Annotated in this window: 23 protein-coding genes; 10 read left to right on the forward strand and 13 right to left on the reverse strand. The window is 65.0% G+C overall.

The window, feature by feature from the left end:
- The first annotated feature begins 365 nt into the window (after positions 1–365).
- Positions 366–1,406: a carbohydrate kinase family protein gene (locus U1R88_RS14125; protein WP_322431778.1), complete on the forward strand. Its 1,041-nt coding sequence runs from the start codon at positions 366–368 to the stop codon at positions 1,404–1,406.
- A 3-nt stretch (positions 1,407–1,409) separates the two neighbouring features.
- Here U1R88_RS14125 and U1R88_RS14130 read toward each other — a convergent pair whose 3' ends face one another.
- The 6 genes from U1R88_RS14130 to U1R88_RS14155 form a co-directional block, all read right to left on the reverse strand.
- Positions 1,410–1,949: a DUF2569 domain-containing protein gene (locus tag U1R88_RS14130; protein WP_322431779.1), complete on the reverse strand. Its 540-nt coding sequence runs from the start codon at positions 1,947–1,949 to the stop codon at positions 1,410–1,412.
- Between the two features lie 171 nt (positions 1,950–2,120).
- The gene (locus U1R88_RS14135) at positions 2,121–3,305 is read right to left on the reverse strand and encodes an ABC transporter ATP-binding protein (RefSeq protein WP_322431780.1); all 1,185 of its coding nucleotides are present in this window, start codon (positions 3,303–3,305) and stop codon (positions 2,121–2,123) included.
- A complete protein-coding gene (locus U1R88_RS14140; RefSeq protein WP_322431781.1) occupies positions 3,305–4,351 on the reverse strand; it encodes a Gfo/Idh/MocA family protein in 1,047 nt (348 codons plus the stop codon). The genes U1R88_RS14135 and U1R88_RS14140 overlap by 1 nt, the downstream gene beginning before the upstream one ends.
- 6 nt (positions 4,352–4,357) lie before the next feature.
- Positions 4,358–5,191: a carbohydrate ABC transporter permease gene (locus U1R88_RS14145; protein ID WP_322431782.1), complete on the reverse strand. Its 834-nt coding sequence runs from the start codon at positions 5,189–5,191 to the stop codon at positions 4,358–4,360.
- 13 nt (positions 5,192–5,204) lie between these two features.
- Complete coding sequence (locus tag U1R88_RS14150) at positions 5,205–6,122, reverse strand: carbohydrate ABC transporter permease (protein WP_068293941.1); 918 nt, start codon at positions 6,120–6,122, stop codon at positions 5,205–5,207.
- Positions 6,123–6,438: 316 nt separating this feature from the next.
- Entirely contained in the window at positions 6,439–7,875 is a 1,437-nt protein-coding gene (locus U1R88_RS14155) for an extracellular solute-binding protein (protein ID WP_068293940.1), read from the reverse strand.
- Between the two features lie 349 nt (positions 7,876–8,224).
- On the opposite strand from U1R88_RS14155, the gene U1R88_RS14160 reads away from it, so the two are divergent.
- The gene (locus U1R88_RS14160; protein WP_322431783.1) at positions 8,225–9,493 is read left to right on the forward strand and encodes an ROK family transcriptional regulator; all 1,269 of its coding nucleotides are present in this window, start codon (positions 8,225–8,227) and stop codon (positions 9,491–9,493) included.
- Between the two features lie 7 nt (positions 9,494–9,500).
- Here U1R88_RS14160 and U1R88_RS14165 read toward each other — a convergent pair whose 3' ends face one another.
- Positions 9,501–10,274, reverse strand: a complete 774-nt coding sequence (locus U1R88_RS14165) for an SDR family NAD(P)-dependent oxidoreductase (protein WP_322431784.1) — start codon at positions 10,272–10,274, stop codon at positions 9,501–9,503.
- A gap of 454 nt (positions 10,275–10,728) precedes the next feature.
- On the opposite strand from U1R88_RS14165, the gene U1R88_RS14170 reads away from it, so the two are divergent.
- From U1R88_RS14170 to U1R88_RS14195, 6 genes are all read left to right on the forward strand, one after another.
- On the forward strand, positions 10,729–11,562 hold the full coding sequence (locus U1R88_RS14170) for a DeoR/GlpR family DNA-binding transcription regulator (protein WP_322431785.1): 834 nt from the start codon (positions 10,729–10,731) through the stop codon (positions 11,560–11,562).
- 20 nt (positions 11,563–11,582) lie between these two features.
- Positions 11,583–12,383: a BtpA/SgcQ family protein gene (locus tag U1R88_RS14175; RefSeq protein ID WP_068293937.1), complete on the forward strand. Its 801-nt coding sequence runs from the start codon at positions 11,583–11,585 to the stop codon at positions 12,381–12,383.
- A gap of 186 nt (positions 12,384–12,569) precedes the next feature.
- On the forward strand, positions 12,570–14,069 hold the full coding sequence (locus tag U1R88_RS14180) for an FGGY-family carbohydrate kinase (RefSeq protein WP_322431786.1): 1,500 nt from the start codon (positions 12,570–12,572) through the stop codon (positions 14,067–14,069).
- Complete coding sequence (locus U1R88_RS14185; protein WP_322431787.1) at positions 14,066–14,722, forward strand: HAD family hydrolase; 657 nt, start codon at positions 14,066–14,068, stop codon at positions 14,720–14,722. The genes U1R88_RS14180 and U1R88_RS14185 overlap by 4 nt, the downstream gene beginning before the upstream one ends.
- A gap of 10 nt (positions 14,723–14,732) precedes the next feature.
- Positions 14,733–15,053 carry a N,N-dimethylformamidase alpha subunit family protein gene (locus tag U1R88_RS14190; protein WP_068293929.1) on the forward strand — a complete coding sequence of 107 codons (321 nt, stop codon included), beginning with the start codon at positions 14,733–14,735 and terminating at the stop codon, positions 15,051–15,053.
- Positions 15,054–15,132: 79 nt separating this feature from the next.
- The gene (locus tag U1R88_RS14195) at positions 15,133–17,397 is read left to right on the forward strand and encodes a N,N-dimethylformamidase beta subunit family domain-containing protein (RefSeq protein ID WP_322431788.1); all 2,265 of its coding nucleotides are present in this window, start codon (positions 15,133–15,135) and stop codon (positions 17,395–17,397) included.
- Positions 17,398–17,426: 29 nt separating this feature from the next.
- Here the strand turns inward: U1R88_RS14195 and U1R88_RS14200 are convergent, their stop codons facing one another.
- On the reverse strand, positions 17,427–18,353 hold the full coding sequence (locus tag U1R88_RS14200) for a hypothetical protein (protein WP_322431789.1): 927 nt from the start codon (positions 18,351–18,353) through the stop codon (positions 17,427–17,429).
- Positions 18,354–18,432: 79 nt separating this feature from the next.
- Positions 18,433–18,972: a DUF2569 family protein gene (locus tag U1R88_RS14205; RefSeq protein WP_322431790.1), complete on the reverse strand. Its 540-nt coding sequence runs from the start codon at positions 18,970–18,972 to the stop codon at positions 18,433–18,435.
- Positions 18,973–19,244: 272 nt separating this feature from the next.
- On the opposite strand from U1R88_RS14205, the gene U1R88_RS14210 reads away from it, so the two are divergent.
- Positions 19,245–20,288 (forward strand): LacI family DNA-binding transcriptional regulator, encoded by a 1,044-nt coding sequence (locus U1R88_RS14210; protein ID WP_322431791.1) that lies wholly within the window; start codon positions 19,245–19,247, stop codon positions 20,286–20,288.
- 24 nt (positions 20,289–20,312) lie between these two features.
- Positions 20,313–21,596, forward strand: a complete 1,284-nt coding sequence (locus U1R88_RS14215; RefSeq protein WP_322431792.1) for an MGH1-like glycoside hydrolase domain-containing protein — start codon at positions 20,313–20,315, stop codon at positions 21,594–21,596.
- Between the two features lie 75 nt (positions 21,597–21,671).
- Here U1R88_RS14215 and U1R88_RS14220 read toward each other — a convergent pair whose 3' ends face one another.
- From U1R88_RS14220 to U1R88_RS14235, 4 genes are all read right to left on the reverse strand, one after another.
- Positions 21,672–23,162, reverse strand: coding sequence for an HAL/PAL/TAL family ammonia-lyase (locus tag U1R88_RS14220; RefSeq protein ID WP_322431793.1), 1,491 nt, complete (start codon positions 23,160–23,162; stop codon positions 21,672–21,674).
- A gap of 222 nt (positions 23,163–23,384) precedes the next feature.
- Positions 23,385–24,164 carry an ABC transporter ATP-binding protein gene (locus tag U1R88_RS14225; protein WP_068293909.1) on the reverse strand — a complete coding sequence of 260 codons (780 nt, stop codon included), beginning with the start codon at positions 24,162–24,164 and terminating at the stop codon, positions 23,385–23,387.
- A gap of 11 nt (positions 24,165–24,175) precedes the next feature.
- Complete coding sequence (locus U1R88_RS14230; protein ID WP_068293906.1) at positions 24,176–24,898, reverse strand: ABC transporter permease; 723 nt, start codon at positions 24,896–24,898, stop codon at positions 24,176–24,178.
- Between the two features lie 8 nt (positions 24,899–24,906).
- The gene (locus tag U1R88_RS14235; protein WP_425545424.1) at positions 24,907–25,662 is read right to left on the reverse strand and encodes an ABC transporter permease; all 756 of its coding nucleotides are present in this window, start codon (positions 25,660–25,662) and stop codon (positions 24,907–24,909) included.
- Positions 25,663–25,718: the final 56 nt, after the last annotated feature.

Here is a 25,718-nt window from a genome sequence, read left to right on the forward strand (position 1 = left end):
ATGCCCGCGTAAGATCTTGAGATCATAGCACAAAACGGCGTGTTTGTCATCGCGGGACAAAGGGCGGCACGCGAAATGATTCCAGGCCCGGCCTCGGGCAACAGCTTCTGCGTGCAGTGGAGAAGGTGACGGTTGCCTGCAGGCCTCCAGTCGCCGTAAGTATTCGCGTTCCGATACGACCCAAGGTAGAGGCATGCCGGCCGCCGCCCGGTTGCTGAGGCGATCAGGCATGGCTCCGGCAGCGGCAATCGCGCCATTGCAAAAGGCGGAAATTGATTGTTTCTTTTCGCTACAAATAAACTCCAGGCCGTCAGTGAGTCGCGAGAGCGTCCTGTCGCCGGCCTGACATTCGACGGGTAGAGGAAATGCAGGGTGAGCGTCCAGCCTCGGCGCGTTCCGGGATCGTCACGGCAGGAACCTGGTGCGTCGACGGCAACAAGCTGGTGGAATATTGGCCGGGCGAGGATGGCCTCGTCGAGATCCTGCACGAGGAATCGCGCGGCGGCGGTTCGGGCTGCAACCTCGCCATCGATATCAAGCGTCTCGATCCAGATATCTGGGTGGAGACGCAAGGACTGATCGGCGAGGACGAGGATGGCCGCCTGCTCCATGCCGAAGCCGACCGCTATGGCATCGACCGCCGCCGTCTGGTGATGACGCCGGAAGCCCGCACCTTGCACACCGATGCCTATACCTCCCAGCGCAGCGGCCGGCGCACCCACATCTTCAATCCGGGCGTAGCTTCGCTGATGACGCCGGAGCATTTCGATTTCGCCGACACGAAAGGACGCATCCTCCACCTCGGCCTGCCCGGCGTGCACAAGAAAATGGATGCGCCCTGGAATGGGGATGCCAATGGCTGGCTGACCGTGCTGCGCATGGCGAGGCAGGCCGGCCTCATCACCAATCTGGAACTGGCCACCGCTTCGCCGGCACGACTGCGCGAACTGGTTCTCCCGTTGCTACCCCATCTCGATCTCCTCGTCGTCAACGATGCCGAGATGGGGGCGATCGGCGAGGAGGAGACGGTGCGGGACGACCGCACGGTGGTCGAAGCCTGCATCAAGGCGGCACGCAAGGTCCTGGCATCAGGCAACTGCCAGGTGGTGGCGGCGCATTTTCCGACCGGGGCCGTCGCCGTGACTCGGGATGGCGACATCGTCACGCAGCCATCCATCCGCGTGCCCAAGTCAGTGATCGCCGGTGCCAACGGGGCGGGCGATGCGTTTGCCGCCGGTTTTCTCTACGGGTTCCACGAGGGCTGGGAACTCCGGCGCTGCCTGGCGCTCGCCCATGCCGCGGCGGCGGCATCGCTGCGCTCGGTGACGACCTGCGATGCCGTGGCTCCCTGGCGCGAATGCCTCGCCCTCGCCGATGAATGGGGCTGGAACGACGGGATCGGCTGAGGGTCAGAAAATCTCGCCGATCCTGCGGTCGACGGCGGCCTCCCGCGTACGGAAGGTGTTGGCGACGCGGCGCGAGCGATGGAAATAGGGGATCCAGATCGCGGCCGCGACGATGACCTTGGTGAGTTCCCCCCAATTCTTCGGATCGGTCGATCCTCCGGTGAGAGCCACGACGCGATAATCGACCAATATCTCCACCACGGTGGCGGTGATGACGAGGATATAGAAAATAGTCATCAGCCATGGCACGCGCGGCGAATGCGTGAAGATAGAAAACAAGCAGGCGAGAGCGACGCCGATTGTGATCAGTGCGAAGCCGGACGATGCCGCTACGGGCAACCGCAGGGCAATGGCCGTGTCATTCGTACCGGCGATAATTGCCTTGATGCCTTCCCATTCCTCGACCACGCCATAGAGGTTGTAGACGGTCAACCCGACCGTCAGGATGAGGCCGATGATCGGCAGGATCATCCAGCCGCCGATGCCGCGCGGCCCATCCTGCACCTGCCTCGTCGCCGTCATGGTCTCGCTTGAATGGGCCATGTTACCCCCCTGCTGCCGCCAGGGATCATAATCGAACGGCCTGCTTCATTTGTGCAACTCCACACGATCCGCGTCCTTGCGATCTTGCACGCCGGCCGGAACGCAGCATTCGGCTTCCTGCGGCTCGTGGCGGCAGCCGAGCTGGCTTTCGAAGACGCCTGAACCGAGCTTCTATCTGAGGGCAAGGCCGGTGTCGGGCGCGAAGAAGCGGGCCTGGCCCATGTCGACGCCGATCTCGATATGGTCGCCGCGTTCGGGCAGGCGGGCCGGCTCAACCCGCGCGGTGATGCGGTTGGCCGCGCCGGCGCCCGCTTCCGATCCGGTCGCGAGCCGCCCGGTCCCGGCCACCGCCGAAGCGGCGGGCAGGTCGAAGAAGACATAGGCGTCGGCACCGGTCATCTCGGTGAGCAGGACCTCGCAGGACAAGCCCCCGCCGGCAGAAACCGGCAGGCGGAAGCTTTCGGGCCGCAGGCCCAGGATGACGTCGCGCCCCTTGAAGGCGGCGAGGCCGGCATTGGCCTGGAGCAATCCGGCCGGCAAGGGCAGGCGCAGCGCGGTGCCGGCAATGGCGGCAAAGGCGGTGCCGGCCTCTTCGCCGAGATGCACGCTCAGGAAATTCATGGCCGGCGAGCCGATGAAGCCGGCAACGAACAGGTTGACGGGGTTCTCATAGAGTTCGCGCGGCGGTGCGCATTGCTGGAGATTGCTCTCGCCTTCCTTCGTCACCGGGCGCAGCACCGCGACGCGGTCGCCCATGGTCATCGCCTCGACCTGGTCATGCGTGACATAGAGCGTGGTGACGCCGAGTTGGGCGTTGAGCAGCTTCAATTCGGCCCGCATCTGCACCCGCAGCTTGGCGTCGAGATTGGAGAGCGGCTCATCCATCAGGAAGCATTGCGGGTCGCGCACGATGGCCCGGCCCATGGCGACGCGCTGGCGCTGGCCGCCGGACAGGGCGCCGGGCTTGCGCTTGAGCAGATGGGTGAGATCGAGGATGCGGGCAGCCTTCTCCACCTTCTCCTTGATCACCGCCGGCGGCACTTTGCGCTGGCCGAGGCCGAAGGCCATGTTCTCGTAGACGTCCATATGCGGGTAGAGCGCATAGTTCTGGAACACCATGGCGACGTCCCGGTCGCCCGGGTCGGCATTGGTGACGTCGCGGCCTCCGATCAGCACCTGGCCTTGCGACAGGTCCTCCAGGCCGGCGGCGCTGCGCAGCAAGGTCGACTTGCCGCATCCCGAGGGACCGACCAGCACCAGGAACTCGCCATCCCTGATGTCGAGATCGACATTGGCGAGCGCCAGCGTGCCGTCCGGGAAGCGTTTGCCGACGGATTTGAAGGACAGTGTCGCCATCAGACCCCTCCCTTTGCCAGCGTCACGGCATTGCCGTTGGCGGCGGCCTGTTCGATCGCCGCAAGCACGCGGGTGACCTTGAGGCCATCGGTGGCATCGGCCAGCACGGGCGCGCCGGTGGTGACGGCGTCGACAAAGCGGGCGATGGCCTCCATCACGAAGCCGCCGATGCGCCCGCCGGCGGCCGGCGTCACGCCGAGCAGGTCGGCGGTCTTGAGCCCGGCACCGGCATATTTGCGGAAGGCGCCGTTCTGGGCGGTGTCGAGCTGCAGCGAGCCCTTCTCGCCGACGATCTCCGCTCTGAAGTCGAAGACCAGAGGCAGGTCACGCGGCAGCACCCAGCTGTTCTCCAGCGTGGCGACGGCGCCATTGTCGAATTCGAGCAGCGAGATGTGGACGTCGGCGGTGTCGACACCCTGGGCGGCGAGATGGCCGCGACGCACCATCGCCTGCACCTTGACGACATCGGCAGCCAGCATGAAGCAGAGCGCATCGACCGCATGGCTGCCGAGGAACCACAAAGCGGAGGAGCGGCTGGCCCAGGACAGGAGCTCGAAGGGTACGAAGACCGTGTTGGAGAGCCGGGCCGAGGCATGCAGCGGCTTGCCGATCTCGCCCTGCGCGATGGTCTCCCTGGCGGTGTGGACGGCCGGGTTGACGCGGTTGTGGAAGTCCACCATCACCTTGACCTCGCTTTTGGCGGCGGCCTCTGCAATCGTCTCGGCTTCGGCGAGCGTGGTCGCCAGCGGCTTTTCGCTCATGACATGCTTGCCGGCCTCGATGGCCGCCAGCACGATTTCGGCATGGGCGAAGTCGGGCGTGGCCACCGTCACCGCCTCGACGTCGGGATCGGCGATGAGGGCGCGGAAATCCTGATAGACCTTCTTCGCCCCGAACTGGCGCTGCATCTCGGCGCCGCGTTCCGGGTTGAGATCGCATACCGCGGCAAGCTCGGCGCCAGGAATGGCGTTCAGCGTCTTGCAGTGGAAGGAACCCCACAAGCCGGCGCCGACGACACCGAAACGGGCGGATTTCTGGGTAGACATCAACAATTATCCTTTGACAGAACCGAAGGTGAGGCCGCGCACGACATAGCGGTCGAGCGCGAGAAAAATGATCATCGGCGGCAGCATGGCGGCGAGGGCGGCGGCGCCGATGAAGCCCCAGGTCACGCCGGCAGTGCCGAAATATTGCAGCGTGCCGACCGGCAGGGTCGCCGTGGCCCGGTTGGCCAGCACGAGGGGGAAGGCGGCGTTGTTCCAGGCGAAGACAAAGGCGAACATCGAGGTGACGATGATGCCGGGCCGCACCAAGGGCAGCACGATCTTGAGCACGATGGCCGGCGTCTTGGCGCCGTCGACGCGCGCGGCCTCCTCGATCTCGACCGGCACCTCGTCGATGAAGCTCTTCATCAGCCAGATCGAGAAGGGGATGGTCAGCGTCTGCATGATCAGGATCATGGAGAAATAGCTGCCCTTCAGGCCGACCGAGCTTGCCAGGATCGAATAGGGGATCAGGAAGGCCACGGGCGGTGCCATTAGCAAGCCGAGATACCAGAGCATGATGTTCTTGCGGCCGCGGATGCGGAAGCGCGACAGCGCATAGGCCGCCGGCAGGGAGAAGGGCAGGTTCAGGAGCACCGCGCCGATGGCGACGATCAGGCTGTTGACGAGCTGGGGCAGGTTGTTGCCGGGATCGCCGAAGGTGTAGTGCAGAGAGGTCCAGTCCGGCTTGAAGGTCAGCACCGGCGGCATGGTGAAGAAGGTGTCGGAGGGGCGGATCGCCAGCAGGGCGAACCACAGGATCGGGCCGATGAAGAAGGCGAGCAGCAGCAGCGTCAGCGCATAGCTTATCGCGGTGCCGGCCAGTTTCTTTCCCTTGCGCATGGTCGGCTCCTCCTCAATCCAGGTCTTTGAAGGCGAAGAAGACGAACAGGCCGATGATGGCGTTGACGATGACGACCATCATCCAGGTCATGGCGCTCGAGAGCCCGATATTGAAATCGACGAGGCCCTGCTGGTAGAGGCTGTAGCCGAGCGTGCGGGTGGAAGATCCCGGCCCGCCCTTGGTGAGCACCAGCACCAGGTCGAAGGTGTTGAACAGCTGCATGAAGCGCAGCATCACCACGATCAGCGCCGTCTTGCGGATCAGCGGCAGCTTGATGCGCACCAGCATCGCCCAGGGCGAGGTCTTGTCGAGGCGGGCGGCCTCGATGATGTCGGGGGGCACCGAAAGCAGGCCGGCATAGAGCACGATGGCGAAGAACGGGGTCCACTGCCAGATGTCGGCGAACAGGATGGCCCAGAGCGCGGTGCTGCCGGAGCCGAGCAGGCCCTGCGGCGGCAGCGGGATGCCGGCCGAGGACAGCATCCAGGGGATCAAGCCGCCATTGGGGTCGTACATGTAGCGGAAGAGGAAGCCGACCACGATCGGGGCGATGGTGGTGGGCATGATCAGCAAGGCGCGGGCGAGATTGAGCCCGGGCAGCTTCTTCACCAGGAGCAGCGCGATGGCCAGGCCCAGGCAGAACTCGATGGCGGTGCCCACCAAAGTGAGCAGCAGCGTGTTCCACAGGGCGCCCAGGAAGAAGGAGTTCGAGAACGCCATCTCGTAATTGCCGCCGCCGATATAACCCATCGGCACCGGGCTCATCTGCAGATTCCAGAAATAGAAGCTGTTCTTGAGCGCAAAGAGCAGCGGGAAGGCGATCAGGGCCAGCAGCAGGACGATCGAGGGGCTGATCAAGAGATAGGGCAGAAAGGCCGGCACCCGGCGCTTCGGCCGCGCTGGGATGGCTGAAATATCGGTCGCAGTCATCGCGTTTCCCTCGATCCGATTGTCTCTAGGAAGACAGACAAGGCGCGACCTGATCCCTCCCCGGTTTCGGGGAGGGTGGACCGGCGAAGCCGGGCCGGGTGGGGGAGGGTGGCGCAACCTGTTTCAAGTAGGATCAGGATATTGAAGTCGCGCCACTCTCCCCCTTCCGTCATTTCTTCGAAATGCCACCTTCCCCGCAGTCGGGGAAGGATCAGGTCGCGATCCATTCGGTCCGCGCGAGCATGGACTGCTCGCTGTCGGACCCACAAAACGGCACGGCCCGCGCGGTGGGAGACCCGGCGGGCCGTGCCCACTCTCACGCGAGCGAGGCGATCAGGGCCTTGGTCGCGTCGAGCGTGTCGTCATAGGTGGGCTGCTTGTAGGGGATGAGGAAATTGCCGGTCAGGATGTTGGAGAAGAAGGATTCGGTGTCCTTCAGCGCGGCATCCGGCGCGGTGTCGCCCGACAGCACCTTGTTGAGGTTGAGGCCGTAAATGCCCTCCAGCGTGGTGTAGACCGGGCAGGGTGGCCGCACGATCTTGCCGTTGCCGCGCTTGAGGTCCGCGATCTGGGCGGGCAGATAGGGGTAGATCTTCAGGAGCTCGGCATCTTCGTAGAGCGAGGGGCGGGCAAAGTCCGAGAACTGGTGGCCATATTTGGTGTAGAGCGCCATGGCCTTCTGCGTCTTGGCCGAGGTCGCCCATTTGATGAACTTCCAGGCCCCGTCCTTGTTGGCGGTGTTGGAGGGGATGCCGAGGCTGTGGCCGCCGATCGAGACCACCTGGTCCTTGCCGGGCGAGCGGGGCAGGCGGGTGATGCCGAGCTTGTCGGCCACCACCGAATCCTTGCCGGACATGTAGCCGTCCTTGCGGCAGAGATAGGAATAAGGCGTCCACCAGTAGAACATGCCGACATCGCCCTTGGCGAAACGCATGCCGGCATCGAACCAGTTGTAGCCGATCGCCTCGGGCGGGGAGTTCTTGTAAAGCTCGAGGAAGAGCTTGAGCGCCTCGACATTCTCCGGCGTGTTGATGGTGGGGGTGAAATCCCACTGGCCGGTGGGGAACTGCTTGAACCAGCGCACGCCGGAACTGGCGGCAAGTTGGGTATACATGTGCACGATGGGGGCCGGCTGCTGGCCGGCGAGCACGGTGCCCGCCATCTTCTTGCCGTCGAATTCCTTGCCGTTGAGCTTCTTGACGATGTCGAGATAGTCGCTCCAGCTCCAGGAGCCGTCCTCGGGGATCTTCACCCCGGCGGCGTCGACGAAGTCCTTGCGATAGAGCACGCACTGGCCATAGGTCGCCACCGGCAGCGTGCCGACCTGCCCGCGCCAGGTGTTCATGGAGTAGAGGACCTCGGGCACGAAATCCTTGATGTCGGTGTCCTTGTCCGCCTTGATGAAGTCGTTGAGCGGCAGGATCCAGCGGCTCTCCAGATACTGGCCGAGCCACATCTGGTCGACGGAGATGACGTCGGCATCCGGCTGGTTGGAGATGAAGGACGAGGTGAGGCGCGCCTGCAGGGCTTCCAGCGAGATGCTCTCGATCTGCAACTCGATGCCGGTCTCCTGCTTGAACTGGTCGGCGAGGCCCTGGATGGCATAATAGAAGGGATCGCCCGCCAGCAGCACCCGCAAGGTCTTGCCCTGCGCGGAGGCACGTCCGGAATTCAGGCCCAGGGCCGCGGCTCCCGCAAAGGCGGCCGTGCTGCGAAGCAAGGCGCGGCGCGAGATCTCGGGTATCGTAACCATGCTCGTTCTCTCCTCTGATGTCGGTCTGGTGGGGCAGTTCTTGTTGTTGCGAGGTCGGATCAGGCCAATGGCCCTGCCGCCTCGGTTGATTGCTTGAACGCTGACCAGTTGAGGGCACCTGGACGAATGCCCCGCATCGTGACCGGTTGTATCCCACCGGTTTCTCTAATATGTTTGATGCTCACACAAACTAACTATATCGTCAAGGCGAAGCCTGACGATTCTGGGCGGGGTGCGCGGGAAAGGATGGGGGACATTCCCACGCGCTGGCACTAAGAGTTGGCGGGCAATTCATTTCCCTGCGACGACCATTGGTCCTCGCAGGCATTTCAGTACGGGACTGGCGGCCATGGCGTCCGATGATAGGTTCTCGTCCGATGGCGAACGCGGCGGCCTTGCCGCGCTGAACGACCTGTTCGACGACGCGCCACGCTCCGAAGCCCGGCGGCAGGGCCTGATTTCCTCGAGTTCCATCGGCCTGGCCAATCGTGGCCGCGTGCTGCAGGTGCTGTTCGATCTCGGCCCGACCAGCCGCGCCGAACTGGCCAGGCATGTCGGGGTCAACCGCGCTACCATTACCGGCATCATCCAGCCCTTGATCGACCAGGGCATCCTGGTGGAAGGTGAGCCGCTGCCCTCGAAGGAAGGGGGCGGCAAGCCGGCGCGGCCGATCTGGTTTGCCGAGGATGCTGCACCAATCTGCGCGGTCCTGCTCATGCATGACGGCGTGCATTGCTGCCTGGTATCGCTGGACGGCACCATCACCGCGGAAGTCCGGGCTCCCTTTCCCGAGGATGCCGAGGCGGTGGATGTCCCGATGGGCATCGTGTTCGATTGCCTCGGGCAGGTTCTCAAGCGCGCCCATCGCCCGCCGCTCGGCATCGGGGTGGCGGCCGGCGGCATGATCGACACCGATACGGGCACGATCGTCGCGGTCAATCTGGCGCCTTTGCTCGACGGCTTCCCGCTCGGGCAGGCCCTGACGCGCCGCTTCGGCCTGCCGGTGCGGGTCGACCACCATCCCCGCGCCTTGCTGGTCGGCGATCGCTGGTTCGGTATCGGACGCGGCAAGCCAAATTTCGCGGTGATCTACACCGGGGACGTGCTCGGCGGTGCCATCTTCCTCGACGGTCACCTCTATCGCGGGCCGGCCGGGGCTGGCGGGGAACTCGGCCACACCTTCGTCCAGGTGGACGGCGCGACCTGCCGTTGCGGGCGCAGGGGGTGCTGGGAGACGATCGCCACCCTGGGGTGGCTGCGCGGTCAGGCAAGCCGAGGCGGTCTGCCCGAGGCCGAGGCCATGGATGCAAGGCGTCTCGCCGGATTGGCGGCTGACAGTCAAGCGGCAGCAGACCTGCTCGACCGCTACGCCCGCAACATCGCCATCGGCATCGCCAATCTGCAGCAGACCATGGCGCCGAATTTCTTCGTGCTGCACGGCGACGTGGTGGGCGGCGGTGCGACTCTGCTGGAGGCGATTGCCGCTCATATGCGCGACCTCGTGCCCCGGCGTCCTGGCAACGATATCCAACTCGTCATGGGGGACCTCGAAGACCGGGCGGCGCTACGCGGAGCCGCCGGCTTGATTCTCTCTGAGTTGCTGCATTTCTCGCTGTGACGAAGGGTCAGCCCATATAGACGCCGCCGGTGACGTTCACGGCCTGGCCGGTCATGAAGGCGGCACCTTCCGAGGCGAGGAAAGCGACGAGGGGGGCGATATCCTCCGGGGTCTCGATGCGCCCGAGCGGGGTCTGTGCGATATAGTCGGCGGCCACGGCTTCCGGCGTGATGCCGCGCAGCTTGGCCTCCCACTCGATCTCGCGCTCCTGCATCGAGGTGCGCACGAAGCCAGGGCAGACGCAGTTGACGCGGATGCCGTGCGGCGCCATTTCGCGGGCGATCGCCTGGGTCCAGCCGACGACGGCGAATTTGCTGGCCGAGTAATGGGCCAGCAGCGGTGCGCCGACCTTGCCGGCCAGCGAGGCCGTGTTCACGATCACGCCCTTGCGGCCCGTTTGAAGGAAATGGCGCACGGCGGCCTGGTTGGTGAGGAAGATGCCGCGAATGTTGACGTCGAAATTGAAGTCCCATTCCTCGTCGGTGAGGTCGACCACCTTGTTCATGGTGGAGACACCGGCATTGCCGATCAGGAGGTCATAGCCGTCCCAATCCTGTGCGATCGCCGCGAAGGCCGCTTCGACTGAATCGCGCTTGCGCACGTCGATGGCGATGCCGCGATGGCCTTGGCCGAGGCTGCTCGCCAGCCCCGAGGCGCGCGTCTCGTCGAGGTCGGCTACCGCGATCCTGACGCCGAGGCCTGCCAGATGGCGGGCGATCGCCGCGCCGATGCCGGAGGCGCCGCCTGTTACGATTGCCCGTTTTCCGGCCAGATCCTGCATCGATATGTTCCCGCTTTCGAATGAATCTCGAACATATTGAAACATAATCGAGCGTTATCGCACAAGCGTAAATGTTGGCCCGATGAGATGGGACTGCCGTGAGAGCAGAAGGAAAGGACAGGCGCGGACTCGTCGCCGGACTTGGGCCGTCATTTCAAGCGATGATCGAGGGCAAATAAAGACCAGACAGCCGAAACCCTCCCTTGTGGACAAGTTTTGGCTGATGGCCTCCATCAGGAGAGGGCTTCGGCGACAATGCGCCCCAAAGCGTGGACCTTGCCGGATCAGCCTGCCTTTATCGACGGAAAATTCCTACTGCTTGTGCAGATGGGGCTTGCTACCTGATCGAAGATGTTACATCTTGTGATCGATTATGTTCGATTTCGTCATGGTGCATGCTGCCTTTGTGGGCGCTACAAGGGCAATCTGAATGCAGCAGAACATGGCGAAGAGAATGCAGATGACGCCCGTGATGACGAATGCTTCCCGGATCCCGGCAACGGCGCGGCGCGACAGGCTGATCCAGATGATCGGCCAGCGCCGCTACATCAACGTATCCGATGCGGCGGTGGAGCTTCAGGTTTCGGAAATGACGATCAGGCGCGACCTCGACCGCCTTGCCGAAAGCGGGCTGATCAGCCGGGATCACGGCGGGGCGACGGCGCGGGCACCCGAGACGGCGTTCGATGCCGAGGAGCCCGCCTTTGAGGTCCGTGGCCGGCGGCAGGCCGAGGCCAAGGAGAAGATCGCGCGGGCAGCGGCCAGGCTGGTGCACCCGGGGCAGACCATCGGCATCGATACCGGCAGCACCACCCATCGTTTTGCCCGCGAATTGCTCGACCGTCCCGGGCTGCGGCTGTTCTGCAGCAACCTGCGCACGGCCGGGCTGTTGGCTGGCGGCAAGAGCCCGGTCTACGCCCTCGGCGGGTTGATCCGACCCCATGAGTTTTCGGTGTGCGGGCCGATGGCGAGCTCGCAGCTTTCGACTCTCTGGCTCGATACCGTCTTCCTGGGGGTCTCGGGCATCACCGCTCAGGGCATTTTCGACTACACGCTCGAAGATGCCGAGATCAAGCGCGCCTTCATGGAGCGTTCGCGCCAGGTGGTGGTGCTGTGCGATTCCTCTAAATTCGACCACCGCTCCCTCGTGCAGGTCGGCCCCTACGGCCAGGTCCACGTCCTCGTCACCGATGCCGCCTTGCCCGAACATCTCGCCGAGCCCCTGCAGGAGGCCGGCGTCCGCGTCATCATCGCCGGGCAGGACGCGCCGGCTTTCTCAGAACCCTAAGGTTTCAACAGGAGTTATCGATGGTTTTCGACTTCCTCGGCCAGCGCCGCAAGGCCGTGATCGCGATGGTGCATATCGGCGCGCTTCCCGGCGCCCCGCTCTTCGACGCGAAGGGCGGCGTGAACAAGCTCATTGACGATGCTGCCAAGGATATCGAGAACCTGCAGGATAATGGCGTGCATGCCGTGATGTTCGGCAATGAGAACGACCGGCCCTATCGCTTCAAGGCTCCGATCGAATCCTTGGCGGCGATGACGGCGATCGTCACTGCGCTCAAGCCGCTGCTCAAGGTGCCCTTCGGCGTGAATTATCTGTGGGATCCAGCCGCCTCGGTGGCGATCGCGGGGGCGACCGGTGCTTCCTTCGCCCGCGAGATCTTCACCGGCCTGTTCGCCTCCGACATGGGGCTGTGGCAGCCCAACGCGGCCGATGCCCACAAGCTGCGGCGCGAGGTCGGCCGCCCTGACCTCAAGTTGCTCTACAACATCAATGCCGAATTCGCGTCCTCGCTGGACAGCCGGCCGATCGAGCTGCGCGCCCGCAGCGCCGTATTCTCGTCCCTGGCCGACGCCATCCTGGTCTCCGGCCCGCTCACCGGCCAGCCGGCGGCCGCGGCGGACCTCAAGAAGGTGGCCGAGACGGTCAAGGACGTGCCCGTTTTCGCCAATACAGGCGTCAACATCGACAATGTCGCCGACGTGCTGTCGGTGGCCTCCGGCGTGATCATCGGCACCCATTTCAAGGTCGACGGCAACACCTGGAATGCCGTCGATCCGGCGCGGGTGAAGCGCTTCATGGACAAGGTCGCGCCGCTGGCATAGGAGCGCGGACTTCACAGCGACATGCTTGCATGTCGCGACATCCGCTCTTCCTCTGCAACTTACACAGAACGAGCAGATGCGGTCGCGAACCGCCGGATCTCCTCGTTCTCGAAGTGAATCGCCTCCAAGAGCGGACACCGCGACATGCAAGCATGTCGCTGAGATGTCCGCGTTCCAAGGTTTTCCATGCCCTGCGTCCTCGGCCTCGATATCGGCACGACCTCCACCATCGGCATCCTGATCCGGTTACCGGGTGAGGTACTCGGCCTTACCTCCCGCCCCGTGACGCTGCGTTCGCCGCATGCGGGGTGGGCCGAGGAGGATCCGAACCAGTGGTGGGAGAATGCCTGCGCCATCACCCGAGAACTGATCGCCACGAGCGGCATCGCGCCTGGTGAGATCGCGGCCGTCGGCGTCACCGGCATGCTCCCGGCCGTGGTGCTGCTGGATGGGGACGGCAATCTGATCCGCCCCAGCATCCAGCAGAGCGACGGACGCTGCGGGGAGGAGGTGGCCGAGCTGGCCGCCGAGATCGCCGAGGACGTCTTCCTGGCCCGGGCCGGCAACGGCATCAACCAGCAATTGGTGACCGCCAAGCTGCGCTGGATCGAAAAGCACGAGCCGGAGGGCTTTGCGCGCATCGCCACCGTGTTCGGCTCCTACGACTACATCAACTGGCGCCTGACCGGCGTGAAGGCCGTCGAGCAGAACTGGGCGCTCGAAGCCGGCTTCACCGATCTTTCCACCCAGGATATCGCCGACGACCTGGTGGCTCTTGCCCATATCCCGCGCAGCGCCGTGCCGCCGCGCAGCCTCTCCCACCAGATTCTCGGCGCGGTGACGGCAGAAGCGGCCGCAGCCACCGGGCTCAACGCCGGGACGCCCGTCGTGGGCGGGGCGGCCGATCATATCGCCTCGGCCCTGTGCGCCGGCGTGGTGGCCCCCGGCGACGTCCTCCTGAAGTTCGGCGGCTCGGCGGATGTGCTGATAGCCTCCGACAAGGTGGCGCCGGATTCGCGCATGTATCTCGACTACCATCTGGTGCCGGGGCTCTATGTGCCCAATGGTTGCATGTCGACCGGAGGCTCGGGGCTCAACTGGTTTGCCGCGACCTTCGCGGGCGGCGAGCGCGAGGCGGCCGCGCGAGACGGACTCAGCCTGCACCAGCATCTCGACCGGCTTGCCGCCGATATCCCGGCCGGGGCCGAGGGCGTGCACATCCTGCCCTATTTCCTCGGCGAGAAGACGCCGATCCACGATCCCGTCATCCGCGGTTCCTTCTCGGGCCTCAGCCTGGCAACCGGCCTTCCCCATCTCTGGCGCGCCTTGCTCGAAGCCTATGCCTACGCTATCCGCCATCATGTCGAGACCCTGAACGACATGGGGCACGCCACCACCAACTACCTAGTTTCGGATGGCGGTTCGAACAGCGCGGTCTGGATGCAGATCGTCGCCGACGTGCTGCAGGTTCCCCTGCAGCGTCTCAACGGCCATCCCGGTTCCTGCCTTGGTGCGGCCTGGACGGCGGCCATCGGGGCGGGGCTTGCCTCGGAATGGCCCGATGTCTCGCGTTTCATCAGCTTGCGCGACCGGATCGAGCCGAATGCGCAGAACAAGGCAGTCTATGAAGCGGGATACCGGGCCTTCCGCGGGCTCTATCGCCGGCTTCGTGAGGAGGATGTATGAGAATCGAGGCCATCGCCTGGGACATCGACGGCACGCTGCTGGACAGCGAGCCGCTGCACCAGGAGGCGCTCAACGCCATCAGCCACGATCTCGGCATCGATATGTCGGACCTGCATGACGACCGCTTCCGCGGCATCCACATGGGCGATGTCTGGCGTCTGCTGGAAAGCCGGATGCCGGCCGGCGTTACGGAGGCAAGCTGGGGCAAGGCGATCGTCGACTACTACATTGCCCGAGCCCACACGCTGGAGCCCCTGCCAGGCGTGCTCGATCTCGTGCGACGTTTCGCGGATGCCGGCATCCGGCAGGCTTGTGTCTCCAACTCCGGCCGTCCTGTGGTCGAAGCCAACCTTGCCGGGCTCGGCATCCTGCCCTTCATCGCCTTCTCGATCAGCCTCGACGATGTCGGCAAGGGCAAGCCCGATCCCGAGCCCTATGCCACGGCCTGCCGCAGGCTTGGTGCTTTGCCGGCTCATGTCCTCGGCATCGAGGACAGCCATACGGGTTTTGCCTCGGCCAAGGCCGCGGGCCTCCTGACCGCCTTCCACACCGTCGGCGGCAATGCCCCTGCAGGGGCCGACCTCGTCTTTTCCGATATGCGCGATCTCGGGGCCTTCGTGCTGGCACCGGCGGCCGTTCCATCAAGTTCGTGAAGGCAGTGCCATGGTCTACAAGATCGATCCCCAGGCGGACCGTCAGTATATCGAGGAATTCCGGCGCTGCCCGATCGGGCGCCACAGCCCCGGCCTGCAGCGCGTGCTGCACATCATGCGCCAGGACCCCAGCGGCAACCAGGTGATCCTGTTCTGCCGCAAGCCCTTCGAGGAATGGGTGCTTGCCACCATGCCGCCCGACCGGCGCGATCCGATCGTCTATGAGGACGAGCCTGTCTTCACCAGCCGCGAGGAGGCGGAATGGGAGATCTTCCGCCGGCGCTGGCGCCTGCTCACCGGCGAGAGCATCAACCTGCCGTTCCGGGACTGAGGGATACTTCCCTTCTCCCGCAAGGGGAGAAGGGAATTGCGCCCCAACACGATAACAATTCCATCCGAGAGCCCACGCCATGCTGAAAATCACCGGCTATCCCGACCGCTATTCGGTCGCTCCCGGCGAGACCATCGCCTTCAAGATCTCGCTCGAGGAAGGGGACGGTTTCGACGCACGGCTGGTGCGCGTGCGGCATGGCGACTGCAATCCCGAGGGCCCGGGCCTGAAATTTCCCCATGTGCCGACCGATATCGACGGGCGGCACGCCGGCCGTCCCCAGCGCATCGATGCGGGCTCCTACATGCAGGCTGATAGCGTGCCCGCGCTTGGCGCCGAGCCCTTCACCCTCTTCGCCATGCTCTGGCCGACCCTGCCCTCGCGCGGGCCGCAGACCATCGCCGCGCAATGGGACCCGGTCAGCGAGCGCGGCTTCCGCATCCGGATGCTGGAAGGGGGGCGCCTGGCCGTCATCGTGGGCGATGGCCCAGGCCGAAAGGCCGAATTCGCCCTGCGCGACGGCATGCTGGTGCGCCAATGGTATGCGATCGCCGTGGCCATCGATCCCGCTAGCGGCCGTGTCATGCTCTCCCAGCGGCCTGTGAAACCCTATGCCCATGTCTTCGATGCGGGCTTCGAGGAAACCAGCCTGGCGGTGTCGCTGCCTTCGGTCGAGACCCCCTTCATGCTGGCGGGCTGCCGCTTGGCCGACGGCACGGTGGCCGAGCATTTCGACGGCAAGATCGACGGGCCCGTTCTTCTGGCCGGTTTCCATGCTCCGGACGTGCATCAGGCGCTGCTGCTGTCGCCCCAGCCGGCGGCCCTGAAAGCCAAGATCATCGCGCAGTGGGATTTTTCGCGGGAGATCGGCTCGACCCAGGCCATCGATATCGGGCCCTCGCATCATCACGGCGAACTCGTCCATCTGCCGACCCGCGGCATGAAGGGCTGGAACTGGACCGGCGAGGAGCACGATTTCAACCGCAAGCCGGAGCATTACGGCGCCATCCACTTCCATCACGACGATCTCTACGATGCGGGCTGGGAGACCTCCGTCAGCCTCGTCATTCCCGACCGCCTGAAGAGCGGGCCCTATGCGCTGCACGTCACCTGCGGCGACAGCGACGAGACGGTGACGCGCGAAAACTACATCGCCTTCTTCGTGCGTCCGCCACGGCGCCGCCCTGTCGGTTCACGCCCAAAACTCGCCATGCTGGCCCCCACGGCCTCCTACATGGCCTATGCCAATCATGGCGAGCACATCACTGCGCGCGGCGCCGAACTCGCCATGAACCGCCTCCTCACCTTCGGCCATTCCGACGTCTATCTCTACGAGCATCCCGAGCTCGGCGGCTCGCTCTATGACTGCCATGCCGATGGCTCGGGCGTGCATTATTCGAGCCGCCTCAGACCCGTGCTCAATTTCTCGCCGCGCTACCACTCCTGGCTCGGCGGGCACGGTTCGGCCCTCTACCAGTACAATGCCGATACCCATCTCTATGACTGGCTCGATTTCCGTGGTGTCGACTACGACGTCATCACCGACGAGGACCTGCACGAGGACGGCTACGAACTGCTGCGGGACTACCAGGTGGTGATCACCGGCACCCACCCCGAATATCATTCCACCAGGATGTGGGATGCGATGAAGGCCTGGATCGATCGCGGCGGCCGGCTGATGTATATGGGCGGTAATGGCTGGTATTGGCGCATCGCCTATCACCAGACCCTGCCGGGCGTGATCGAGCTGCGCCGGGCCGAGGACGGCATCCGCACCTGGATCGCCGAGCCGGGCGAATATTACCAGTCCTTCAACGGCGAATATGGCGGGCTGTGGCGACGCATCGGCCGGGCGCCGAACGTGATCTGCGGCGTCGGCTTCATCGCCCAGGGCTTCGACGTCTCCAGCCCGTATCGCCGCGCCCCCGACGCCGACAATCCCCGTGCTGCCTTCATCTTCGAAGGCGTTCCCGACGAGATCATCGGCGATTTCGGCCTGATCGGCGGCGGTGCGGCCGGCATCGAGCTCGATTGCCTGGCCACGGATCTGGGATCGCCGCCCAACATGCTGCGCCTGGCTTCTTCGGTCGACCATTCGCCGATGATGCTCCTGGTCAACGAGGAGTTCGGCGTGGTGCCGCCCAATATCGGCGGCGACACCAATCCGCGCGTGCATGCCGATCTTGCCTTCGGCGAGACGCCCTCGGGCGGTGCGCTGTTCGCGACCTCCTCGATCGCCTGGTGCGGCTCGCTCAGCCACAACAACTACGACAACAATGTCTCCCGGATCACCTGGAACGTGCTGAAGCGCTTCCTGGAGGACGAATCCTTCCCGGTGGCGTGAGGGCGGCGACCGCCGAGCAGAACCGTTCCCTATTTCCCGTAAGTGAGGTTGATCCATCCGTCGGGGAACAGCTCGCCGGGCGTTGCGCCGCCGATCATGATGCGGAAGACGTCATCGACCCCCACCGGCTGGGGCAGCTTGACCGACAGATAGAAGGGCTTGGTCGCCTTGGGAAAATCCGTCAGCGCGGCGATGGTGTCCTCGACCTGCGCCGGGGGCATGTTGGTGAGGCTCAGGGTGATGCGCAGCCAGGCCGCGGCCTGGTCCTTGATCTGCTTCAGGCGGGCTGCAGGGTCGGCCGAGCCGCGAAGCAAGGTATAGCCGACGGGCAAAAGAAGCAGGCGCTGGATCTCGCCTTCCTCGTCCTGCAGGCTGAATTCGAGGGATTTCAGGGCTGTCCGTGTGACAATCGTCTTCGATTGCCCCTCAGACGCCGTGGGGTCGAAACGGGCGATTTCGGCGGAGGCGCTGAGCGCCCCATGCCGCGTGTTGAAGGTGAACGCGGTGAGCTTCAGCGTCTTGCTCGTCGTGTCCAGCTCATAGTCGATGGAGAAGGCGAGCGGGTCGCTTGAGAGCTGCAGCATGTAGTCCTGGGCGACATCGCCCGAACTGCCGGTGAGACGCATTCCTGCAGCCGTCAGGCGAAGAGACAGCGGCAGCTTGCCGCTGTCTGCAGGATCGGGCTCGATCGTATCGACATCGACCGTATCGATGGTGAACGATGTCGGCTTGGCCTCCGAACGCAGATTGCCGAAGAGGCAGCCCTTCGCTCCCTTGGCTCCGACCTTCTCGGCCGTGAGGCTGAGGGAGTGAGCCTTGGAGAAGGCGGCCAGCAGGTCGCGACAGCCCTGCTCGGTACCCGGCGCGGCAGTCTGGGCCAGGGCTGGCCCCCCCAACAGCAACCATGCAGCCAGCAGGCCTGGCCAGAACGATCTGTGCGTCATGGTCATCGTCATCGTCTCTCCTCGGGCCGGCGGTCCGTGCCGGCAATTGCTCTCGGAGAAAACGCACCCGGCAGGGGCAATCGTTCCCACCTCACGAGAATATCTCGCCGAGCTGCCTGGCGGCCTCCTCCGGCGACCGGAACGTATTCGCCACTCGCCGGGAGCGCCGGAAATAAGCGATCCAGATCAGGCAGATGGCGGCGATGAAGGGCAGGACCCAATAGTCCTGTGGATTTGCCTGCTGCAGCATGTTCTCCACCGCCCGATAGAGAAAGAAATCCAGGAAGCCGAGCACGAGTTCCACCGCATAGTAAATGATCATCCATCTCGGTGTCTGGAGCGAGCGTTTCAGCATCAGATAAAGGCAATAGGCGGCGAGCGCGCCCCTGACGACCGATGTGAGGGCGTAGGCGAGAAGCGGCAGCCGGGCTGCTTCGAGGCGGCCATCCTCCGCGCCGCTGACGAAGGGGCCGAGCAGGTTCCAATCGGTCAGTGTGGAATAGATCTCATAGGCCGAATAGAACGGAATGATGAGGATATCGAGCAGGGGCAGGATGAGCCAGCCTCCAATGCCGACAGGCCCCGCAATATGTGCCCGTGAGGCCGGCCCGTGTTCGTTTGCGATGCTCATGGGATGCCGCCATCGCCTTCTTAAAGTCCTTCATGCATAGCATCGGCTGAGGGCCGGCCCAAGTGACCTGGGTTACCGGAGCGTGACCTGGGTTACCGAAGCGGGCGATCGCCGCCGCCCGTGCCCCCCGACCCCGATGCGAACGCTCGCCGAGGCGGGACGGCGCTGGAGGGAGGCCTGCAGCAGCGGGTCTGATATCTCGGTATGACAGCGCTTGACATTGCCAAAAACGTTTTGGATTTTATTAAAAACGTTTTTGAAGAGAAAAAGCGGTGAGTGAAACGTCACGGGCGATCGGGCTCAAGGAACTCGCCAGGGTGCTCGGCCTGTCGGTGCCGACGGTCTCGCGCGCGCTCGGCGGCTATTCCGATGTTTCCCAGAAGACGCGGGAGCGGGTGGTCCAGGCGGCCCGGGAGCATGGCTATGTCGCCAGCCGCGCCGGACGCATGCTGGTCTCGGGGCGCTCCAATGCCATCGGCATGATGCTGCCGCAGCCGGCTGGACAGATCACCGATACCTTTGTCGGCGAGTTTCTACTCGGCCTTGCCGACAGCCTTGCTGAATTGGGACGCGATCTCTTCCTGGCCTCCAGTTCCCACGGCCGCGACGAGTTGCAAGTCCTGCGCAACATGGTCGACGGCTCGCAGGCCGATGGCATCGTCATCAATCGCCTCACCGTTGACGATGCCCGGGCCCGCGTCCTGATAGCGCGGCGCATTCCCTTCGTTGCCCACGGCCGGCTGATCGATGCTCCCGGCCCCTATTCCTGGCTCGACACCGATGGCGAGAAGGCGCTGGACGGCCTGGCGCGCTTGCTGGCCCGCCTCGGCCACCGGCGCTTCGCCCTGGTCATGCCCGACGTCGCCTATACCTTTGCCCATTTCCGCAGCCGCGGCCTGGAGCTGGCCTTAAAGGAGCTCGGCCTGCCGCTACGGCCGGAGCACGTCGCCAGGGTGGCGCCCAATGACCCGGCCTCCCTCCAGGCTGCTGCTCGCATCCTGCTGTCTTTCGTGCCCCGGCCGACGGCGATCGTGGCATTGACCGATCCACTCGCATTCGCCGTGCTCGAGGCCTGTCGGGGTCTGGGCTTGCGCGTGCCGGCGGATGTTTCCGTCATCGGTTTTGACAATGTACCAATGGCAGCTTTCGCCGATCCGCCATTGACCACCTTCGACCAGCACATCCGGGAGAGCGGGCGTATTGCCGGTGAAATGGTGGTCGAGCGGGTGGAACGGGGCGAGGCCGGCATCCGCTCGTTGCTGCTGGAGCCAAAGCTCGAGCTTCGGGCCAGCCATGGCCCGGCTCCTATCGACTGAACGATCACGCGCAAGGAGCCTTTCATGAGCCGACTTGATCGTGCCGCTGCCTTCGAACGGGCGGCTGCCGTGCTGCGCGAGAATGATCGCGGCGCCTACACTGTCCCTACCAAAGGGCTCTATCCCTTCCAGTGGAACTGGGATTCCTGCCTGACAGCACTGGGGCTGCGCCATCTCGACGAGAACAGGGCCTGGCAGGAGGTCGAGACTCTGCTCGACCATCAATGGCCGGATGGCATGGTGCCGCACATCGTCTTTCACGTCGACGACGACGGCTATTTTCCCGGCCCCGGCGTCTGGCGCACCGGCCGCCCGGTGCCGACCTCCGGCATCACCCAGCCGCCGGTGCTGGCTTATGTGATGAAGCGCCTGCATGACGAGGCCGGAGACCGCGCGCTTGCCCGGCGCAAGGCGCAGGCCCTGCTGGCCAAGGCGGATACCTGGCATCGCTGGTTCTATGCCTGCCGTGACCCCAAGGATACCGGCCTCGTCGCCATCATCCATCCCTGGGAGTCCGGCCGCGACAATTCGATCGACTGGGACGAGGCGATGATGCGCGTGCCGACCGACGGGGTCGAGCCCTATGAACGGCGCGATACCAGGCATGTCGATTCCGCCCAGCGCCCGCACAAGGCCGACTATGACCGCTTCCTCTGGTTGCTGCAGCGTTTCCGCGGCCTCGGTTGGGACAATGCCAGGCTGCACGACGCCTCGCCCTTCAAGGTGGTCGATCCCGGCTTCAACGCCATCCTGATCCGCTCGGACAGCGATCTCGCCGACCTTGCGCAGACGCTGGGTGAGCCCGAGATCGCCGCACGGGCCCGCGGGCGGGTCGCCAAGGCGAGAGCGGCCTTCGAGACGCTCTGGAGCGACGCTTTCGGCCAGTATCTCTGCCTCGACCGCGTCTCCAACCAGTTGATCGACAGCCCCTCGATCGGCGGGCTGCTGCCCGTCTTCGCGGGGCTGGGTGACGGAGCGCGGCAACGGAGCATCGCAGCCCGCATCGAGGCTTGGCGCAAGCGCACCCGTTTCGGCGTCGCCAGCCACGATCCGGCTGACCGGCGCTTCGAATCCAAGCGCTATTGGCGCGGGCCGGCCTGGATTATCGTCAACATGCTGATCGCCGATGGGCTGCGGCGCTGCAATCTCGCCGACGCCGCGGCCAAGGTCGAGGCCGGCAGCCTGGCCCTGATCGAGGAAAGTGGCTTTGCCGAATATTACGACCCGATCTCCGGCGAGGGCCTCGGCGGCGGCCAGTTCACCTGGACGGCCGCCATGGTGGCCGAGCTGGTGAAGCGGGCGGCTTGAGCTTGTGGGAGCCGGCTTGGTGGACGCGGGGTTCCTTTACCCTCCCCATCGAGGGGAGGGTAAGGAAACGCCCCCTCAGGCCGCGGTGGCGTCCGCCCGGCGGATGATCCCGCGCGCGACGGCGATATCGCCCGCCAAGGGGCGGTCGTCGCGATAGGGGGGCAGGGCCGTGCGCACGTCGCGATAGAAGGCATCCGTGCCCGGTGCCTTTGCGAGGTCTTCTGCCTGCAGGTCATAGGCCTGGGCATCGGCCAGGAGTTCGATCGCCAGGATATGCTCGGCATTGTCGAGGATCTGCAGCGCCTTGAGGGCGGCCGGTGTAGCGTGGCTGAGATGATCCTCCTGCAGGCCCGAGGTGATGCCGCCGTCGAGGCTCGCCGGGCTGGCGAGGCGCCGGTTGAGCGCCACCAGCGAGGCCGCTGTATATTGGGCGATCATGAAGCCTGAGGAGACCCCGCTTCCCACGGCGAGGAAGGCCGGCAGGTTGCTGACATGCGGATTGACGAGGCGGTCGATCCGCCGTTCCGCCATCGCTGCCAGTTCGGCCACCGCAATGGCGAGCGTATCCATGGCGAGCGCGATGCCGGGCGCCACGGCATGCGCCTGCGAATAAACCTCGGGCGCTTCGGGCGTACCGAGCACGGCCGGATTGTCGGTGACCGAGGCAAGTTCCCGGTCGACGGTGGCGCCGATCTCGGCAAGCGCATCGCGCACCGCGCCATGCACATGCGGCACGGCCCGCAGGCTGAGCGGGTCCTGGGTCTGCCGCCCGGCCGCTGCGGCGAGGATGGCGCTGCCCTCGAGCAAGGCGCGCAGGTGGCGTCCGGTTGCCTGCATGCCTTCGGAGATGCGCAAGGCGAGCGAGGCCTCGTCGAAGGCCCGAGGCTGGCTGAGCAGGTTCTCGAAGCTCATGGCGGCTGTGACGTCTGCCCAGCCGGCCAGTCTTTCGCTGCGGGCGAGCGCGAGCGCGGCGAGGCCGGTGACGCAGGGCGAACCGTTGACCAGGCTCAGGCCCTCCTTGGCCTCAAGCACCAGTGGCGTGCGCCCGATGCGGGCCAGCGCCTCGCTGCCCGTCAGTCTCTGCCCGTCGAGCACGGCGTGGCCCTCGCCGATCAAGACCAGGGCGATATGGGCCATGTGGCTGAGATAGCCGACCGAGCCGAGCGAGGGCACCTCGGGCAGGCAGTCATGCGCCAGCAGGGCCAGCATCTGCTCGACGACCTCGGGCCTGACGCCGGAACGGCCATGGGCGTAATTGTTGATGGCCGCGGCCATGATCGCCCGCGTCTCGGTCTTGCCGAGAGGGGTGCCGACGCCCACGGCATGGCTCATCACGATGTTGCGCGACAAGTGCTGCTGCTGGGGCCGGTCGACGATGACATTGGCGAGGCCGCCGACGCCAGTGTTCACACCATAGGCGAGAATGCCGCGCTCGACGATGGCATCGACGATGGCCCGGGCATAGGAGAGGCGCTGCCAGGCGACCTCGGAAAGGGCGAGTTCCGCTCCTTCTGCGATGGCGGCGATCTCTTGCCAGGTGAGGGGGCGGTCAAGGGTGATGGGCATGGGGAAACCAGGACGAGTGGGGCACTATCCTTCCCCGTCTTCGGGGAAGGTGTCGATGTACAGCATCGACGGAAGCGGGGAGGGTGGCATTAGAGGGGCAAGAAGTGGCCTGGTTGTGCCACCTACCCCACCCGACCTCGCTACTCTCGGCTGCCCTCCCCGAAGTCGGGGCGGGATTTTCGCGCTTTACCGCTCAAGCCGTCAGATTGGCTCTTCCAGCCCTCAATGATGTTGGCTGGAGATGAACTGCTTGAAGCGTTCGGACTTCGTTTCCTTGAACAGTTCGTCGGGCGAACCGTCAGCCTCCACCTCGCCCTTGTGCAGGAACATCACGCGGTTGGAGACGTTGCGGGCGAACCCCATCTCGTGGGTGACCACCAGCATGGTACGGCCTTCCTCGGCGAGGCCGCGCATCACGCGCAGGACCTCGCCGACCAGTTCCGGGTCGAGTGCCGAAGTCGGCTCGTCGAACAGCATCACCTTCGGCTTCATCGCCAGCGCCCGGGCGATGGCGGCGCGCTGCTGCTGGCCGCCCGACATGTGCGAGGGATAGTAGTTGCGGCGCTCGGCGAGGCCGACCCGCTCCAGCAGGGCCTCTGCCTCGGCGATGCACTCGGCCTTGGGGCGACCCAACACGTGCACCGGCCCTTCGATCAGGTTCTGCAGCACGGTCATGTGCGACCACAGATTGAAACTCTGGAACACCATGCCGAGTTCGGAGCGGATGCGGTCGACCTGTTTACCATTGGTCGGCTCGAGGTGGCCTTTCTTGCCGCGGCGCATCTCGACCTTCTCGCCGGCGACGACGATCTCGCCGTCATCGGGCGTTTCGAGCAGGTTGATGCAGCGCAGGAAGGTGCTCTTGCCCGAGCCCGAGGCGCCGAGGATGGAAATCACATCGCCCTGGTGGGCATCGAGTGAAATGCCCTTGAGCACTTCATGATCGCCGAAGCTCTTGCGGATGTTCTTGACGCTGAGAGCGATTTCGCTGGAAGCGGCCATGGCGTTTCCTTTCAGCCGACGATGGTGCGCGGGGTCTGCGCGCTCGGCGGCATGAAGCGCAGATGGGGGGAGAGGACACGCTCGGCGCGACCGAGCAGGAAGATGATGACATAGCTCAGGGCGATGTAGACAACGCCCGCCAGCGCCAGGACCGGCACGTCGAGCAGGGCCTGGCGGCCGATCTTCTGGGCGATGCCGGTCATCTCAACCACGCCGATCAGTCCGGCCAGCGAGGTCGATTTCAAGGTGAGGATCACCTCGGTCGAATAGGCCGGCAGGGCCTGACGCAAGGCGATCGGCGCGATGATGCGGTAGAGCAGCTTGAAGCCGGACATGCCGATGGCACGCGCCGCCTCGATCTCCTTGGTCGAGACGGCCAGCAGGCCGCCGCGCAGGATTTCCGCCTGGTAGGCGGCGGTGCAGAGCGCCATCACGAACACCGCCGAGGCGATGCGGTTCTTCAGCACCAGCCAGAACCAGGATTCCTTCATGAACTGGAACTGGGCCAGGCCGTAGAAGATCAGGAAGATCTGGATCAGCAGCGGCGTGCCGCGAAAGATGAAGATATAGGCCTTGGCGATACCGGACAGCAGCCCGTTGCTGCTCATGCGCATCCACAGCACGATCAGGGCGAAGACGAGGCCGAGCAGGACGGAGAAGATGAAGAGCATCAACGTCGTCGGCAGGACGGCGAGGATCTTGTTCAGGGCTTCGAGGGCGAAATCGAGACTCATGGCGGCACCTACGATCCCACCGGGCGGCGGAAGCTCTTGGCTACCCGCCGCTCACCGGCACTGAAGATCTGGGTCGAGAAGGTCGTCAGGATGAGATAGAGACAGGCCGCGACGGTAAAGAACAGGAAGGGCTGGCGTGTCGATCCGTTCGCCTTGTTGGCGGCGTTCATGATCTCGACCAGGCCGGTGACCGAAATCAGGGCGGAGTCCTTCACGCTGAGCTGGAAGACGTTGCCGAGGCCGGGGATGGCAAAGCGCATGATCTGCGGCGCGATGATGCGGCGAAAGCGCATGAAGCGCGGCATGCCGATGGCACGGCCCGCCTCGATCTCGCCCTTGGCGATGGCGGTGAAGGCGCCGCGGAAGACCTCGGCTTGGTAGGCGGCGGAAATCAGGCCGACGCCGAGCGCGCCGGCGAGGAAGCTGTTGATCGTGGTGCTGTTGCCGATGCCGAGCGCACCCAGCGAATTGCCGATCATGTCAACCACGCGGCCGAAATAGACCATGTAGATGATCAACAGTTCCGGGGCTCCGCGCAGCACCACGGTGTAGAGATTGCCGACCAGGGTGGCGGGCACGTTGCCGGCAATCTTGGCCCAGGCGACCAGGGCGCCGACGATGGCGCCGATCAGCATCGCCGCGACGGTGACGGCCAGCGTCATTCCCGCGCCGCCGAGGAGATAGAGCCCCCAGCCGGTCTCGCCGAAACCGAGCGTGGCAACCAGATAGGAGATCTTGTCGGATAGGCTGGTGATTACGTCCACAATGCGGCTCTCCTCTCGGGGCAGGCCAGTGAGACATAGGCGATGGCGGCTCGTCG

Origin of the sequence: Labrys sedimenti, from assembly GCF_034424805.1 — a bacterium.
Classification (GTDB): Bacteria; Pseudomonadota; Alphaproteobacteria; order Rhizobiales; family Labraceae; genus Labrys; species Labrys sedimenti.

Coding starts and splice junctions, on each gene's coding strand:
- U1R88_RS14125 (WP_322431778.1), top strand. CDS start 366: ATGCAGGGTGAGCGTCCAGCCTCGGCGCGTTCCGGGATCGTCACGGCA.
- U1R88_RS14130 (WP_322431779.1), bottom strand. CDS start 1,949: ATGGCCCATTCAAGCGAGACCATGACGGCGACGAGGCAGGTGCAGGAT.
- U1R88_RS14135 (WP_322431780.1), bottom strand. CDS start 3,305: ATGGCGACACTGTCCTTCAAATCCGTCGGCAAACGCTTCCCGGACGGC.
- U1R88_RS14140 (WP_322431781.1), bottom strand. CDS start 4,351: ATGTCTACCCAGAAATCCGCCCGTTTCGGTGTCGTCGGCGCCGGCTTG.
- U1R88_RS14145 (WP_322431782.1), bottom strand. CDS start 5,191: ATGCGCAAGGGAAAGAAACTGGCCGGCACCGCGATAAGCTATGCGCTG.
- U1R88_RS14150 (WP_068293941.1), bottom strand. CDS start 6,122: ATGACTGCGACCGATATTTCAGCCATCCCAGCGCGGCCGAAGCGCCGG.
- U1R88_RS14155 (WP_068293940.1), bottom strand. CDS start 7,875: ATGGTTACGATACCCGAGATCTCGCGCCGCGCCTTGCTTCGCAGCACG.
- U1R88_RS14160 (WP_322431783.1), top strand. CDS start 8,225: ATGGCGTCCGATGATAGGTTCTCGTCCGATGGCGAACGCGGCGGCCTT.
- U1R88_RS14165 (WP_322431784.1), bottom strand. CDS start 10,274: ATGCAGGATCTGGCCGGAAAACGGGCAATCGTAACAGGCGGCGCCTCC.
- U1R88_RS14170 (WP_322431785.1), top strand. CDS start 10,729: ATGCAGATGACGCCCGTGATGACGAATGCTTCCCGGATCCCGGCAACG.
- U1R88_RS14175 (WP_068293937.1), top strand. CDS start 11,583: ATGGTTTTCGACTTCCTCGGCCAGCGCCGCAAGGCCGTGATCGCGATG.
- U1R88_RS14180 (WP_322431786.1), top strand. CDS start 12,570: ATGCCCTGCGTCCTCGGCCTCGATATCGGCACGACCTCCACCATCGGC.
- U1R88_RS14185 (WP_322431787.1), top strand. CDS start 14,066: ATGAGAATCGAGGCCATCGCCTGGGACATCGACGGCACGCTGCTGGAC.
- U1R88_RS14190 (WP_068293929.1), top strand. CDS start 14,733: ATGGTCTACAAGATCGATCCCCAGGCGGACCGTCAGTATATCGAGGAA.
- U1R88_RS14195 (WP_322431788.1), top strand. CDS start 15,133: ATGCTGAAAATCACCGGCTATCCCGACCGCTATTCGGTCGCTCCCGGC.
- U1R88_RS14200 (WP_322431789.1), bottom strand. CDS start 18,353: ATGACGATGACCATGACGCACAGATCGTTCTGGCCAGGCCTGCTGGCT.
- U1R88_RS14205 (WP_322431790.1), bottom strand. CDS start 18,972: ATGAGCATCGCAAACGAACACGGGCCGGCCTCACGGGCACATATTGCG.
- U1R88_RS14215 (WP_322431792.1), top strand. CDS start 20,313: ATGAGCCGACTTGATCGTGCCGCTGCCTTCGAACGGGCGGCTGCCGTG.
- U1R88_RS14220 (WP_322431793.1), bottom strand. CDS start 23,162: ATGCCCATCACCCTTGACCGCCCCCTCACCTGGCAAGAGATCGCCGCC.
- U1R88_RS14225 (WP_068293909.1), bottom strand. CDS start 24,164: ATGGCCGCTTCCAGCGAAATCGCTCTCAGCGTCAAGAACATCCGCAAG.
- U1R88_RS14230 (WP_068293906.1), bottom strand. CDS start 24,898: ATGAGTCTCGATTTCGCCCTCGAAGCCCTGAACAAGATCCTCGCCGTC.